The organism is Nocardia arizonensis (assembly GCF_001310275.1).
Lineage (GTDB): Bacteria > Actinomycetota > Actinomycetes > Mycobacteriales > Mycobacteriaceae > Nocardia > Nocardia arizonensis.
The window spans coordinates 83,034-97,517 of the sequence record NZ_LGYZ01000107.1 but is presented as its reverse complement, the minus strand read 5'-3'; the positions used below and the strand labels follow the sequence as shown (position 1 = coordinate 97,517).

The 14,484-nt window shown below is 66.7% G+C and carries 14 protein-coding genes; 11 read left to right on the top strand and 3 right to left on the bottom strand.

Annotated features, from left to right (window positions below; all coding sequences use genetic code 11):
* Positions 1–548: 548 nt before the first annotated feature.
* Positions 549–968: a DUF6294 family protein gene (locus APZ21_RS34395; RefSeq protein ID WP_156371319.1), complete on the bottom strand. Its 420-nt coding sequence runs from the start codon at positions 966–968 to the stop codon at positions 549–551.
* A 255-nt stretch (positions 969–1,223) separates the two neighbouring features.
* Here APZ21_RS34395 and APZ21_RS25015 point away from each other — a divergent pair, with 255 nt between their 5' ends.
* From APZ21_RS25015 to APZ21_RS25005, 3 genes are all read left to right on the top strand, one after another.
* Positions 1,224–1,406, top strand: a complete 183-nt coding sequence (locus APZ21_RS25015) for a hypothetical protein (protein ID WP_054815721.1) — start codon at positions 1,224–1,226, stop codon at positions 1,404–1,406.
* A gap of 318 nt (positions 1,407–1,724) precedes the next feature.
* A complete protein-coding gene (locus tag APZ21_RS25010; protein ID WP_082393434.1) occupies positions 1,725–2,465 on the top strand; it encodes a hypothetical protein in 741 nt (246 codons plus the stop codon).
* A 34-nt stretch (positions 2,466–2,499) separates the two neighbouring features.
* A complete protein-coding gene (locus APZ21_RS25005) occupies positions 2,500–4,068 on the top strand; it encodes a DNA polymerase Y family protein (protein ID WP_054815734.1) in 1,569 nt (522 codons plus the stop codon).
* Positions 4,069–4,085: 17 nt separating this feature from the next.
* On the opposite strand, the gene APZ21_RS25000 is transcribed toward APZ21_RS25005, so the two are convergent.
* Positions 4,086–5,048 (bottom strand): SDR family NAD(P)-dependent oxidoreductase, encoded by a 963-nt coding sequence (locus APZ21_RS25000; RefSeq protein ID WP_054815719.1) that lies wholly within the window; start codon positions 5,046–5,048, stop codon positions 4,086–4,088.
* Positions 5,049–5,437: 389 nt separating this feature from the next.
* Here APZ21_RS25000 and APZ21_RS24995 point away from each other — a divergent pair, with 389 nt between their 5' ends.
* The 5 genes from APZ21_RS24995 (at position 5,438) to APZ21_RS24975 (ending at position 11,652) form a co-directional block, all read left to right on the top strand.
* Positions 5,438–5,893: a hypothetical protein gene (locus APZ21_RS24995; RefSeq protein ID WP_054815718.1), complete on the top strand. Its 456-nt coding sequence runs from the start codon at positions 5,438–5,440 to the stop codon at positions 5,891–5,893.
* Positions 5,894–5,931: 38 nt separating this feature from the next.
* Complete coding sequence (locus tag APZ21_RS24990; protein ID WP_054815717.1) at positions 5,932–9,273, top strand: error-prone DNA polymerase; 3,342 nt, start codon at positions 5,932–5,934, stop codon at positions 9,271–9,273.
* Between the two features lie 69 nt (positions 9,274–9,342).
* A complete protein-coding gene (locus APZ21_RS24985) occupies positions 9,343–10,320 on the top strand; it encodes a M48 family metalloprotease (protein ID WP_054815716.1) in 978 nt (325 codons plus the stop codon).
* Between the two features lie 36 nt (positions 10,321–10,356).
* On the top strand, positions 10,357–11,367 hold the full coding sequence (locus tag APZ21_RS24980) for a DUF4349 domain-containing protein (RefSeq protein WP_082393433.1): 1,011 nt from the start codon (positions 10,357–10,359) through the stop codon (positions 11,365–11,367).
* 51 nt (positions 11,368–11,418) lie between these two features.
* Positions 11,419–11,652: a DUF167 domain-containing protein gene (locus APZ21_RS24975; RefSeq protein WP_054815715.1), complete on the top strand. Its 234-nt coding sequence runs from the start codon at positions 11,419–11,421 to the stop codon at positions 11,650–11,652.
* On the opposite strand, the gene APZ21_RS24970 is transcribed toward APZ21_RS24975, so the two are convergent.
* Complete coding sequence (locus tag APZ21_RS24970; RefSeq protein ID WP_054815714.1) at positions 11,649–12,113, bottom strand: tRNA (cytidine(34)-2'-O)-methyltransferase; 465 nt, start codon at positions 12,111–12,113, stop codon at positions 11,649–11,651. The genes APZ21_RS24975 and APZ21_RS24970 overlap by 4 nt on opposite strands.
* Positions 12,114–12,345: 232 nt before the next feature.
* Here APZ21_RS24970 and APZ21_RS24965 point away from each other — a divergent pair, with 232 nt between their 5' ends.
* From APZ21_RS24965 to APZ21_RS34390, 3 genes are all read left to right on the top strand, one after another.
* Positions 12,346–12,687 (top strand): WXG100 family type VII secretion target, encoded by a 342-nt coding sequence (locus APZ21_RS24965; RefSeq protein WP_162240385.1) that lies wholly within the window; start codon positions 12,346–12,348, stop codon positions 12,685–12,687.
* Between the two features lies 1 nt (position 12,688).
* On the top strand, positions 12,689–12,991 hold the full coding sequence (locus APZ21_RS24960) for a WXG100 family type VII secretion target (protein WP_054815712.1): 303 nt from the start codon (positions 12,689–12,691) through the stop codon (positions 12,989–12,991).
* A gap of 186 nt (positions 12,992–13,177) precedes the next feature.
* Positions 13,178–14,356 carry a hypothetical protein gene (locus APZ21_RS34390; RefSeq protein ID WP_156371317.1) on the top strand — a complete coding sequence of 393 codons (1,179 nt, stop codon included), beginning with the start codon at positions 13,178–13,180 and terminating at the stop codon, positions 14,354–14,356.
* Positions 14,357–14,484: the final 128 nt, after the last annotated feature.

The window sequence follows — 14,484 nt, the reverse complement described above, 5'->3', positions numbered from 1 at the left end:
TTGTCTCGACCGCTCGGACGCGAGACGGCCGCGAACTGGATCTCTGGCCGTGCCTCCGGCACGGCCGCGAACGGGGCGTTCGTCGGGCTAGCTTCGGGTCGGTCAAGTGTTGCCGTAGGTCTGGGCTGCTCCAGTCTTCGGGCGATCCCGGACCTTGCCTTTCTCGGTGCCGCCGGTCCACGGTTCCTCCGGAATCCGGCCCTCACCAAGATCCGGATTCGCCCGACCCCGCAACTCCCATCCCGGCACTGTCGGTTCGCGGATATCGCGACGTTCTCACCGGACAGTTTGTCGGGAGTGAGCCTGACAGCGGTCGTTTCGCGGCCCCTCGGACGGGAGACGGCCGCGAATCCGCCGCGACGGAGTCGCGGCCAATGAACACAAGCGCGGCCCTCTTGTGTGACCGACCAACACACCTGTCACCGGTCGAGGTCCTTGAACTCCCCGGACACGACGTTCTCAGCACTGACCGGTTTGAACCCTCGACGACCGGCCGGCTGCGCGCCGCCCATGCGGGGAGAGACAGGGCACGGTGAACGGGGATGAGTTCAGCAACTAGAAGTAATAGTCACCTGGGTGATCCACGGAAAGAAAATGGCGGGATATAGTAGCGGGCGAACCCAGTCGATTACCTGGTTGTCGGTTACTGTTCCGGGACTGGAGAACTTCGGCATCGTAAAAAGAACCGTTCCGTTCGCGTCCTTCAAATAAAGGTTGTGGATGACCCAAGCATCATCTGATTCAGATGAGTAGAACCTGGCCAGAAGTTCACAGGTTCCGTCCGAACGGAACCGGAAGGTTGGCCCGTTGTCGAGGGTGCCGAAGATGAGCCCTGATAGCTTGCAGTCGCCGTGATAGATAGGCGCGCTCCACATCAAGTCTCTGCTTTGAATGTCATCTCTTTCAAATTTGCGGGGTAATTGTGGTTCGTCGCTCGTTGAACGTAGAGGGGTTTCTTGCTTTGACATGGCCTTCCTTCCTGGCAGGGTCGATGCTCGATATCGGCGAACAGTCTGTCGCCTCGAAAATCGTTGTCACGGAACATGTAGAGCGAATGACCGGCATTCGCGCCTTCCGGTGGAGAGTGAACAAAGGGAAGTCTGCCGACCGTACGTATCGGTGTCGCCAGTAGTCGACTACCTGATTTCGACCGGGCTGTGCCCGCAGCGACCGGAACTCGGTGATCGAAAACGTGAATCGCCTCGATCTACATCTGGGGACAATTGACCTCCGGTGAGCGCCTCTCGACCAAGCTGGTGGTGGAATCGGCGCTCGAGGGCGAGATGGACGACCGCGGCTACGACAGCCTGGACCCCGAGGTGCCGCCCGACAACGCTGGTCCAACCGCTGGAAGCCAGCGCTCCGAGATCACCTTCGACGGCCGCCTGTCCGCCGGACGAAAGTAACTGGAAATCAACCACTAACACCGTCAACTTGGCAGTCCCGGATCGGACGACGACAACCAGGCCCGCCACCACCAGAACGGGCTTGATCTTTCGCGTCCCGCAACGCGCCCACAACCACTGCTCCCAAGGACTTCGGTCAGCGATCGACAGATAGGCTGGTCAGCCACATCTTGACGGATCACCGACCCGGGCTTCTACTAGTTCCAGTATCGAACGTATATTCGATTAAGATCGATAGCTGGATCGGTGCTGAGCTCCCGGCGGAGCGCCGATTAGTTTGCTTAGCCCGGAGTCCATCGTGGGAAGCAGGTGGTTGGGATGGGTTCGGATGTGCGGGTTCGGGATGAGGGTGGGCAGCGGGCGCTGGAGGAACTCCGTCGGAGGATGGCGGCGATCCCGGGGCGGGGCGAGTCGGCGGCTGCGCGGATACCGCGTGCGGCCGAATTGCGGCGGGAATCACTCGCGGTGCCGCCTGCGCTCGCGGAATTGCTGCCGGATGGGGGGCTCGTCAAGGGGTCGGTGGTCGCTTACGCGGGTGCTCGGTCGCTGCTCGCGGGGGTGCTCGCCGCGGCTACCGAGGCGGGCGGGCACGCGGCGGTGGTGGGGATGCCACGGTTCGGGTTGCTCGCCGCGGTGGAGATGGGGGCCGAATTGGCGCGAGTCGCGGTGATCGCGGATCCGGGGCCCGACCCGGTCGAGGTCGCCGCGGTGTTGCTGGATGGGCTCGATCTCGTTCTGCTCGGACTCGGCAATCGCTCCGTTCCGCCATCGAGGTCGCGGGTGATCGCCGCGCGCGCCCGCAGTCGTGGCGCCACGCTCGTGGTCACCGACGGGCACTGGCCCGACCCGACGTTGCGGCTGGAGTCGCGGGTCAGCGGCTACTACGGACTCGGTGTGGGACACGGGCGGCTGCGGTCGGTCTGTCTGGATGTCGGCGTTCGCGCCAAGGCGGGTCCGGCCCGTCGCGGGCGCATCGACCTGTGTCCGAGCGCGGGGCGGGTGGAATGGGTCCCCCGTGCGGCGCGCGTCGACGCCCCCGCCCGCGAAGCGGCCTCGTGAGTCGCCGGGTCGTCGGGAACGGCGGTGCGGCACCGTGATACGGCCGGATCGCTCCCGGGTGCTCGCGCTCTGGTGCCGGGACTGGCCCGCCGTCGCCGCCGCTGCGGCGGCCGAGGTGCCCGCGACCCGGCCGGTGGCGGTGCTGTTCGGGAATCGGGTGGTGGCGTGTTCGGCGCTCGCGCGGTCGGCGGGGGTGCGGCGCGGGCTGCGGCGACGGGAGGCGCAGGCGAACTGTGCGGAACTGTTTCTGGTGCAGGCCGACACGGATCGGGACGCGCGTCTGTTCGAACCGGTCGTCTCCGCGGTCGACGCGACGGCGCCGGGGGTGGAGGTGCTGCGTCCGGGACTGCTCGTGCTGGGGGCGCGCGGTGCGGCGCGATATTTCGGTTCCGAGGAGGCGGCGGCCGAACGGCTCGTCGACGCGGTGGCCGCGGTGGGGGTCGAGGCCCAGATCGGTATCGCGGACGAACTCTCCACGGCGGTGATCGCCGCGAAACGGGCGGCGCTCGTGCCGCCGGGGGAGGGCGCGCGGTTTCTCGCGCCGTTGCCCATCGCCGAACTGGCCGCGGAACCGAGTCCGGCCGCATCGGAACGCGCCGATCTGGTGGATCTGCTGCACCGTCTGGGATTGCGCCGGATCGGGGATTTCGCGGCGTTGAGTCCGGCCGATGTCGCCTCCCGATTCGGCGGCGACGCCGTACTGGCGCACCGCTGCGCGCGGGCGGTGCCGGAACGGCCGCCCTCGGCGCGCCGCCCGCCGCCGGATCTGACCGTGGAATACCGCTGCGATCCGCCCGTCGACCGGGTCGACGCCGCCGCCTTCGCGGGTCGCCTGCTCGCGACCCGATTGCACGCCGCGCTCGCCGCGGCCTCGGTCTCCTGCACCAGACTCGCGGTCCTCGCGGAAACCGAAGCGGGTGAACAACTCTCGCGTATCTGGCGGTGCGCCGAACCGCTGACCCCCGGCGGCACCGCCGACCGGGTGCGCTGGCAGCTCGACGGCTGGCTGACCCGTCGCGACCGCCCCACCGCGCCCGTTACCCTGCTTCGCCTGGAGCCGGTCGAGATCGCGCGGGCGGGCGCACTCCAGTTGGGGCTGTGGGGCGGGGTGGGCGAGGAGAACGAACGCGCCCGCCGCGCCCTGATTCGAGTTCAGGGTCTGCTCGGCGGCGAGGCGGTGCGGATCGGGGTGCTCAGCGGCGGCCGCGGTCCCGCCGAACGCGTCACCATGGTGGTGCTGGGCGACGAACCGGTCCCCGCCGCCGATCCGACCCAGCCGTGGCCGGGGCGCCTGCCCGAACCCGCCCCCGCGCTCCTGCTGACGCACCGCCCGCCGGTCGCGCTCGAGGCGGCCGACGGCACGGTGGTGCGGGTCACCGACCGGGGTCTGTTCTCCGCCGACCCTTTCCGCCTGCGCTGGGGCGACAGATCCTGGACGCTGACCGGCTGGGCGGGTCCGTGGCCGGTGGACGAACAGTGGTGGGTCTCGCGGGGATCGGCGACCGCGCGCGCCCAGGTCCAACTCGACGACGCCACCGACACCAAGGTCCTGCTGCTGATCTACCTCGACGGAAACTGGTGCGCGGAAGGTGTCTACGACTGAGACACGTCACGTCGTGGTCACCAGTGCGTGCCGGGAACCCAGCGGGCGGCCCGGCGCAGGGCGGTGCCGGTGACGCGGCGGGCGGCCGAGCGAGTCCGAGGCGGGACGATCGCGACGGCCGCGGACTCCTCCGGGGCGGTCGACTCCTCCGCCTCGCCTTTGGCGGCGGGGGAATCGGGCAGGGCGCGGTAGTAGCGGTGCAGGATGCGGTCGCGGATGCGCGGGGTGACCAGCGCGCCGTACTCGGCGATGGTGCCCAGCGGCACGTCGATGCGTTTGGGACGCTCGGTGAGGGCGCGCACGATGGTCGCGGCGGCCCATTCCGGCGATTCGGAGGGGCCTTGGGTGCCGCTGGGGGCGATCATCGGCGTGCGCACCAGCGGCATGTGGATGGTGGTGAACGAGACTCCGTCGGCGAGGGTTTCGATCGCGGCGACCTCGGTGAACTTGTCCAGCGCGGCCTTGCTCGCGAGATAGGCGGAGTATCGCGGAGTGGCGACCTGCACGCCCGCGCTGCTGATCTGCACGATGTGGCCGAAGCCGCGTTCGCGCATCTGCGGCAGCAGCGCCAGCGTCATGCGCAGCGCGCCGAAGTAGTTGACCGCCATGGTGCGTTCGAAGTCGTGCAGGCGGTCGGTGGAGCGGTGGATGGCGCGCCGGATGGAGCGGCCCGCGTTGTTCACCAGCATGTCGACGTGACCGTGTTCGCGCAGAATCGCCTCGACGGTCGCGTCCACCGACGCGGAGTCGGTGACATCGCAGGTGTAGCCGTGCGCGTCGCCGCCCGCGGCCCGGATCTCGGCGACGACGGCGTCGAGTTCGTCACCGCGGCGGGCCAGGACGAGGACGGTGGCGCCCTTGGCGGCGACGGCGAGCGCGGCGGCCCGGCCGATGCCGGAGGAGGCCCCGGTGATGACGACGTGGCGACCGGTGAGGTCGCGGCTGTGTCGGGTCGAGTCGCTGCGCGCCGTTGCGCTCATCGCTTCTCCTTGCGATCGAATATCTTCGCGGTCGAATACGCGACGCGGCGGTGGAGTGCCGTGGCGAAGCGTCGTGGCGGCCGCCGACCATGAACTTACTCCGAAGTAAGTTCCGCTGACAAGTAGTGGCGCATATCCCGTCGCGACGGCGGCGGGCGGATTCGCGCAGATGCCGCCGGGTTGCTCGGCGGAGGGATCGGAAGTGCGCCGATCGGGGTGGTTCCGCCGTGGGCATCGTCGCTTTTCGAAGGTATCCGGCGTCCGGGACTTTGGCGAATGCGGGGTGTCCTCGCGGGTCGTCCTCGCTGGGAGCAACTCGTCCGCAACGGCTCGCCGAAACCTTCGAACCGGCCTCGAATGTATCGAACATATGTGCGATACTCGTGCGCATGGCGGACGATCGGATGGCGGACATCTTTGCCGCGGTGCGGCGCGGCAGCGGCAATCCCGAGGCGGGGCGGCATGCCCTGCGCACCCTATGGGACGAACTGGGTCCGGCCGGAGATCCGTTGCAGCGCTGCGTGGTAGCGCATCACCTCGCGGTGCTCCAGGAGACGAACGAGGAGGCGCTGATCTGGGATCAGCGCGCACTGGCCGCCGTCTTCGCGCCCGGCATCCCGCTCGACGAGGGGCTGCGCTGTTTCCTGCCCTCGCTGTACCTCAATCTGGCCGACAGCCATCGCCGGGTCGGCGATTTCGACGGCGCCCGAATGCAATTGGCTATCGCGCGCGGTCACCTGCGGATCCTGGCGCACGACGCCTACGGCGACATGATCCGTTCCGGGCTGGATCGGGTCGAGGAGGCGCTGAACGCGGGGTCGGCGGAGCGGCTGGCGATTCGATAGCCCCGTCGCCGAGTCGAGCCATGAGGAGGTGAGAGGTCGTGGGCTGGGGAAACGGACCGCCGACATGGGCGGAGATGGAACGGGTGCTGTCCGGCCGCCCCGGGCGGACGGATACGGAGGCGATGAATCCCGGCGACGGCGGAGACAGCCCGGCCTGGTCACGCAAACGCGGCGCCTACCGTGCCGAACCGGTCGCTCCCGTACCGGGCTCGACCGTGCCCTACGCCGAACTGCACGCGCATTCGGCCTACAGCTTTCTCGACGGCGCGAGTCAGCCGGAGGAACTGGTCGAGGAGGCGGTGCGACTCGGTCTGGAAGCCATCGCGCTGACCGACCACGACGGTTTCTACGGAACCGTGCGATTCGCCGAGGCGGCCGAGGAATGGGGTATGCCGACCGTCTTCGGGGCCGAATTGTCCCTCGCCGCCGACCCGGAACCCGCCGACTCCGCGCCGCGCACCGGATCACCCGATCCGGCCGGACCGCACCTGTTGATCCTGGCCCGGGGGCAGGAAGGCTACCGGCGACTCGCGCGGGAGATCTCGGCCGCGCACATGAGCGCGGGGGAGAAGGGCATCCTGCGCTACGACCTCGACACGCTCACCGCCGCCGCGGACGGGCACTGGCACGTCCTGACCGGCTGCCGCAAAGGCCATCTTCGGCAGGCCCTCGAACGCGACCTGCGGTCCGGCGACACCGAATTGCCGCTGTCGCGGCGGGCGCTGGGCGAGCTGGTCGAACGCTTCGGAAGCGACCGGATCGCGGTGGAGCTCACCCACCACGGCATTCCCCAGGACGACGAGCGCAACGCGCACCTCATCGCGCTCGCCGAACGGTTCGCCCTGCCCGCGGTGGCCACCACCGGCGCGCATTTCGCCGGACCCGGCCGGCGTCGCCGGGCCGCGGCGCTGGCCGCGATCCGGGCCAGGCGGAGTCTGGACGATATCGCGGGCTGGTTGGCGCCCGCGGGCGGCGCGCATCTGCGTTCCGGCGCGGAAATGGCGCATCTGTTCGCGGCCGGAGTCGGGGACGCGGGATCGCGCGCGGTGACGAACGCTGCCGAACTCGCCCGCGAATGCGCCTTCGACCTGCGTCTCATCGCGCCGAAACTGCCACCGTTCGAAGTGCCGGACGACCACGACGAGAATTCCTGGCTGCGCGCGCTGACGATGCGGGGCGCGCACCGCCGCTACGGCCCGGAAAGCGGGAATCCGGCCGCCTACCGGCAACTCGAATACGAATTGGAAACCATTGCCGCGCTGGGGTTTCCCGGTTACTTCCTGGTGGTGCACGATATCGTCGGCTTCTGCCACGATCGGGGCATTCTGTGTCAGGGGCGGGGTTCGGCGGCCAATTCGGCGGTCTGCTACGCCATCGGGATCACCAATGTCGATCCGGTGGCCAATGAACTGCTCTTCGAACGATTCCTCTCCCCGGAACGCGACGGACCGCCCGATATCGACATCGATATCGAATCCGATCGCCGGGAGGAGGCGATACAGCACGTCTACCGGAAATACGGTCGCGAATACGCCGCGCAGGTGGCGAATGTGATCACCTATCGCGGGAAGTCCGCGGTGCGCGATGCCGCTCGCGCACTGGGATTCTCACCGGGGCAGCAGGACGCCTGGAGCAAACAGGTGAGCCGCTGGAGCGGTGTGGGCTCCGAGACCGGCACCGACATTCCTGAGCGGGTACTCGAGTTGGCCTCCGATCTCGAGGGTCTGCCGCGGCATCTCGGCATCCATTCCGGCGGCATGGTGATCTGCGACCGGCCCATCGCCGACGTCTGCCCGGTGGAGTGGGCGCGCATGCCCGGCCGCAGCGTCCTGCAATGGGACAAGGACGATTGCGCCGCGGTCGGTCTGGTCAAATTCGACCTGCTCGGTCTCGGCATGCTCTCCGCACTGCGCTACATGATCGATATGGTGCGCGAGCACATCGGCGAGGTGGTCGAATTGCATCGGATCGACTTGAGCGATGCCGCGGTCTACGAGATGCTCGCGCGCGCCGACTCGGTCGGGGTGTTCCAGGTGGAGTCGCGCGCCCAGATGGCCACCCTACCCCGGCTGAAACCGCGCGAATTCTACGATCTGGTGGTCGAGGTCGCGCTGATCCGGCCCGGCCCCATCCAGGGCGGCTCGGTGCATCCCTATATCCGACGGCGCAACAAGACGGAGAAGGTCGTCTTCGACCATCCGGCGCTGGAGAATTCCCTCGGACGCACCCTCGGTGTTCCGCTGTTCCAGGAACAGCTCATGCAGATGGCCGTCGACATCGCAGGATTCAGCGCCGCCGAGGCCGATCAACTGCGCCGCGCCATGGGATCCAAACGGTCACCCGAACGCATGGAACGGCTGCGTGAACGCCTCTACGAGGGTATGCGCGAATTGCACGGAATCACAGGCGAAGTGGCCGACCGGATATACGAGAAGCTGTATGCCTTCGCGAATTTCGGTTTCCCGGAGAGTCATTCGCAGAGTTTCGCCTCGCTCGTATTCTATTCGGCCTGGTTCAAACTGCACTACCCGGCCGCCTTCTGCGCCGGACTGCTGCGGGCCCAGCCGATGGGGTTCTATTCCCCGCAGTCGCTGGTCGCCGACGCCCGCAGACACGGTGTCACGGTGCACGGCCCCGACATCAACGCAAGTCGGGCCGAGGCCACCCTGGAGAACCGCGGTCGCGAGGTCAGGCTCGGTCTCGCCGCCGTGCGCCACATCGGCGACGATCTGGCCGAAAGAATCGTCGCCGCACGGGAATCCGGGCCGTACGGTTCGTTCCTCGACCTCACCGGGCGAGTCGAGCTGACCGTCCCGCAGGCCGAGGCGCTGGCCACCGCGGGCGCGCTCGGCAGTCTCGGCGTGACCCGCCGCGAGGCGCTGTGGGCGGCCGGGGCCGCCGCGGGCGAACGTCACGACCGCCTGCCCGGCACCGGTGCGGCCACCGCCGCGCCTGCACTGCCCGGTATGAGCGCACTCGAACTCGCCGCCGCCGATGTCTGGGCGACCGGTGTCTCACCCGACAGTTACCCGACGCAATTCCTGCGCCGCCGACTCGACGAACTCGGCGTGGTGCCCGCCGCGGGGCTGCTCGCGGTCCCCGACGGGTCGCGGGTGCTGATCGGCGGCGCGGTCACCCACCGGCAGCGGCCCGCCACCGCCGCGGGCGTCACCTTCCTGAACCTCGAGGACGAGACCGGTATGGTCAACGTCGTCTGCTCGGTCGGCCTGTGGACCCGCTACCGGACGCAGGCCCAGAGCGCGCCCGCCCTGCTCGTGCGCGGCCGGGTGCAGAACGCCGAAGGAGCCGTCAGCGTTGTCGCGGAATATCTGGAGCGCATGGAACTGCGGGTGGATTCCCGTTCGCGCGACTTCCGGTGACCGCGACTTCCGGTGACCCGGCTCTCGGTGACGTAGCGTAAACGCCGACGACGGACGGATACGCGAAATATGCACGTGGACATATCGGACGGGCCTGCCCCGGTACCCCGGCGTCTGCGTGTCACGACAGCACTGATCACCCTCGCGGTCTCGCTGCCCTCGATGACACTCGGCGGCTTGCTCGTCTTCGGATTCGGCACGCTGCTCGGCCCGCGCACCGCACTCGGACTCACGGTGATCTGGCTGTTCGGCGGTGCGTTCCTGCCGCCGCCCGCAGGCGGGGCGGCGCCGTGGATATTTCCGGTCCGCCGCCCGCGTCCCGCGGAACAGGGTGTGCTGAGCGCGGCCTGGCACAATGTCGCGCGCGCCGCCGGAATACGGGCCGAAGACTATTCGCTCTGGGTCGAGGACATCGACCAACTCAACGCGCTCGCGGCGCCCGGGCGCATCGTCGTAGTCACCAGCGCCGCCATCGACCTGCTCGGTCCGCGCGAACTCGAGGCGATACTCGCCCACGAACTCGGACACCACCTCGGCGGCGGTCAGCGCGCGTGGATGCTCGCCTACTGGTACGCGCTGCCGATCACCGCGCTGTGGCGAATACTGCGCCGAATCACCTGGTACTCGGCGGTTTTCATAGCGCAGGCGGCGCATATCGTCGGACTGGCGGGCGCGCTGCGGATGTTCGGGGTGCGCAAACCGATGGACGCCATCGGTTTCACGGCGGCGGTGTTCATGCGGGTTTCGCTGCTGATCGCCGCCGCCGTCTTCGCGGTGCTGCACTTCGGCGCGGTCCTCGTTGCGCTGCTGGCGACCTTGGTGCTGGAACCGTTCGCCGAACGCGCTCAGCGGCGCCGCGGCGAGATCGACGCCGATCGGGTCGCCGTCGATCTCGGATACGGCCGCGAACTGCGCGCCGTGCTCGACATGTGGACCCGTCGCGTCGATCCGCCGAAACGCTTCGCCGGACTGCTCGACTCACATCCGCGACTGCCTGCCCGCATCGCCGCCGTCGAAAACCGGATGGGCGGCGCGGATTCCGTCTGACGAACGGACCGCCACCGCAGCGACTACCCTGCGAATATGCGGAAGCTTGCGGCGCTGTGTCTCGGCCTGTCGGTTCTGATCGCGCTCGTGGGCTGCGGCGGTTCCGAATCGACCACCGACAGCAAGTTCTCGTCCTCGCCCGCACCCGCCGCCACACCGCCCGGCCTGCGCGAACAGGCGCCGACCCCCACCGACGGTCGCGAACAGGGCACGGAGACCACCGCGCGCAAGGAGGTCGTCACCGGCGGTGTCGACATCACCGCGGCCGACCCGATCGCCGCCGCCGCGACCGTCGCCGACCGGGTGCGCGCCGCGGGCGGTCGGATCGACAGCCGCACCGAACAACCCGACACCCCCGACAACGACCCGAGCGCGACCCTGACCGTGCGGGTGCCCGCCGACAAGACCGACGCGTTCATCGATGGACTCGGCGGCGTCGGCGAGGTCACCCGGATCAGCACCAATCGCGAAGACGTCACCATGCAGTGGGAGGATCTGGACGCCAAGATCAAGGCATTGCAGGCATCGGTGGACCGCCTGCGCGCCCTCATCGCGAACGCGACCAATACCGCCGACCTGATCGCCGCCGAGAACGCCTTGTCCAGCAGGCAGGGTGAACTCGACAGCCGCACCGCGCAACGCCGTCACCTCGACGACCAGGTCGCCCTGTCCAGTCTCACCATCGACATCACCGCCACCGAAACCGAATCCGACGACGGCGCCGACAATTTCTGGGACGGCCTCGTCTCGGGATGGCATTCCCTGGTCGACTGGTTGCAGGACGCGATCGTATTCGCGGGCAGGGCGATTCCCTGGCTGGGATTCCTCGCCGTACTCGGCCTCATCGGATGGGGTATCGCCCGCGCGGTGCGGTGGCTGGAAGCGTCGAGGCGCCGCCCGCGCGCTGCCACCGGGCGGGCGGACGAACGGGGTGCGGTGAGCGCGACCGCCGCGGCCGGGGAACCGGGCGCGGGCACTTCGGCGGGTGTGGCCACGACCCCGCCCGGCAACGCCGAAGGCGAGCCCGGGAAGGATACGTCCACATGAGGACACGCCGCCCCGCAGCGGAGGTACGCACACCGAGACAGGAGATCGCCGATGCCGCCGACCGCCGTCCGGGCGACGATAACCCCCAACAGCCGCAAGGGTCCGCTGGTGGAAACCCTCGACGACGGCACCCTGCGGCTCTACGTGCGCGCCCCCGCCGTCGAGGGCAAGGCCAACAAGGCCGCCGTCGAACTGCTCGCCGAGCATTTCGGAGTCCCCAAGAGCGCAGTGCGCCTGGTCTCCGGCGCGACCTCCCGTTTCAAACGCTTCGACGTGGATCTCTAGACGCCGTACGGAAATCCGATCTGCCGCCACGCCTCGTACACCGCGACCGCCGCGGCATTCGACAAATTCATCGACCGCCGCCCCGGCAACATGGGAATCCGCACCCGAGCCGTGATCCGTGGGTCGGCGAGCACCCCGTCCGGCAACCCCGTCGGCTCGGTCCCGAACAACAGCACGTCCCCCTCCCGATACGCGATATCGGTGTACCGCGCATCGGCCTGCGTCGTAAAGGCATACACCCGCTCCGGCGCCAACGCCTCCCACGCCGCCGCCAAACTCCCGTGCACCGTCACCGAAGCCAGATCGTGGTAATCCAAACCCGCCCGCCGCAACTTCGCCTCGGAGAGATCGAACCCCAACGGCTCCACCAGATGCAGCTCACACCCCGCCCCCGCCACCAACCGAATGGCATTCCCGGTATTCCCCGGAATAACGGGCTCATGGAACATCAGCTTCAGCACAATAGAAGTACCTTCGGATCGTGGCAGGACCAGCAGAAATCTTCCGCATGGAAGGCTACCTCGGCCGCACTGAAGGAATCACACCGTGTCCAGCGCCTTCGTACTCTGTGGAACCGATTCGAGACCCACTGCGTCCAACCTTCTGATGGAGATCAGAACGATCGGATACGGGGATGAACCGTCAAGCCATCCACTGGACACCGGTCGGTATCACGAGATGTACGGAGAGACCATGGCGAACGATCAGAGGACTACCGGGGATTTCGGCCTCGTGCCAGAAGAAGTAACTGACGCAGGCGTATTCGTCCAGCAAGTCGCCGAATCCCTGGTCAACGGCCTGAATTCATTGGATGCCGATATCGCCAACCTGATGAACGGTTGGCGAGGTACCTCGGCCGACGCGTTCTCCGCAGGCTGGTCGGAGACGAAGCAGGGAGCAGACAGCATCCTGGACGCTCTGACCACGATGGCCGAACTCCTGGGTGTCACCAGTAGGGTTCTCGAAGACCATGACAAGGCCCGCGCGACGGCAACCGCGACATTGCCAAGTTCTCTCGATCTGCCGGCGCTGTGAGATGGACGAAACCCAACCGTTCCGGGTCGATATAGCCGAACTCGAGCAAATCATTGCCCGTGTCAGCGGGTTCATCGGATTTCTCGAAGATAGCTTACAGGGCTTGCAGCAGCGAATCTCCGCCGTTCAACAGACCTGGACTGGCGCGGCAGCAGATGCTCAGGCCGAAGCTTTTCGCGAATGGACCGCCGGGGCTACAGACGTCAGCGATGGTATCGCCGTAATGAGGCAGGCGATTGTAGATGCTCGCGACCGCTATGAAGCGGCGGCTACGGCGAATCTACGCATGCTGAGGCGAGGGTAGAAACTCGTGACAGACTTTAATGTAGATCCCCTCATCTACAGCCTATCAGCCGCGAATTTGAACAGCTATGCGGTCGATTTCCATCGGGAGTTCACGTCGGCGATGTCTGGACTCGCCGCAAGCGAGGGAATGGGCGGGACAGTGGGAGCCTGCAAAGATTGAGCTACCTCCTATGACGACGCTGCGATGGATGTGTATCTACTCGCGAGTTCGCTGACTCGGGCGATCGACAACTACGCTGGTATCCTTCAGCAGGCCGGATACAACTATGCCTTAGCCGACTACAAGCACGGCACAGGTCGCCCGGAACCAAGTCAACCACCAACGCTTCCAACCGCGTGGAACAGTTGTCCATTGCCACCTGCCAGCGCGGGAGGGCCGGGCAGTGGCCTGGTCGATGATGGCCTCAATATCGCCGCTGCTGTGGGCATCCCCATCCCGGACGGAGATCCTGACAAGCTCATCGCGGCCGCTGACGCCTGGGAGAAACTTGCTAAGAGCGGTGGAGCAGGGGGATTGGCAGAGAAACTCGAAGGGGTAGCCAGGAGCTTCGATGCTGTAACCGCGCCCGAATCATCGTACATAGATGAAGATATTCGGGACCTGAAAGTGGCCGCCGAAGACATCGTCGCGATGTTTTATGACCTCGCTCAATCGTGCCGTGATCAAAAAGCTGCTATCGACGAACTGCGTACCCAGCTAAAGAGTTTGCTCGAAGACCTCGCGAAGGATATTGCAGTAGAGGTCGCGACGACGGTGGTTTTCTCCGTAGTTGCAGGTGCGCTTTCGGCCGGGTTCGGTGCTGCAGCAGTTGCCGCAGCGCGTAGCGGAAGAATTGCAGCCAAGATCGCAGGTTACGCTCGCAAGATCGCCGATATTGTCCGTGCCGCCAAACTTGCAACTGCGGTGAAGCTCAAGTCTTCGGCGAAGACCTTGCTGGACAAGCTTCAGCGTATTCTCGGGATGATAAAGACAAAATTTGACAATATTGCCGCAAAAGTCGTGACGCCGCGATTCAGGGCAACTCAGATGGATCCCCGATACGTTGGCGAGAATATTCCAGGGAACAGTATATGGCCGGGTAGTGCGGTCAAGTATCTGAGTGCTGAGGAACGGAAAGCATATGAACTGACCGTGCGTGACGGAAAGATCTATGATGCCAACGGCAACTTGTTCGATACAACAGCGGCTTCGACTGCGCATTCGGGAGACGGTAAGGCGATTTTTGTCATGGACGAGAACGGCAAGTTGTACGCCTCCACATACCATGCGCCGGGCCAGTTCCATCACTCGAGCTTTCTGGCCGGCCAACCGGTATCTGGTGCAGGCGCAGGTTGTGAATGGCGAACTGCGGGTTATCACTGATCAGAGTGGGCACTACAAGCCCGCACAGGACTTCACGCAGCAGGTGGTCGATAACCTGCGAGGCAAAGGGATTACGATCGACTCGTCGCAGGTTCAGATGACGGCTACGCGGTGAAAGGCGGAAATTG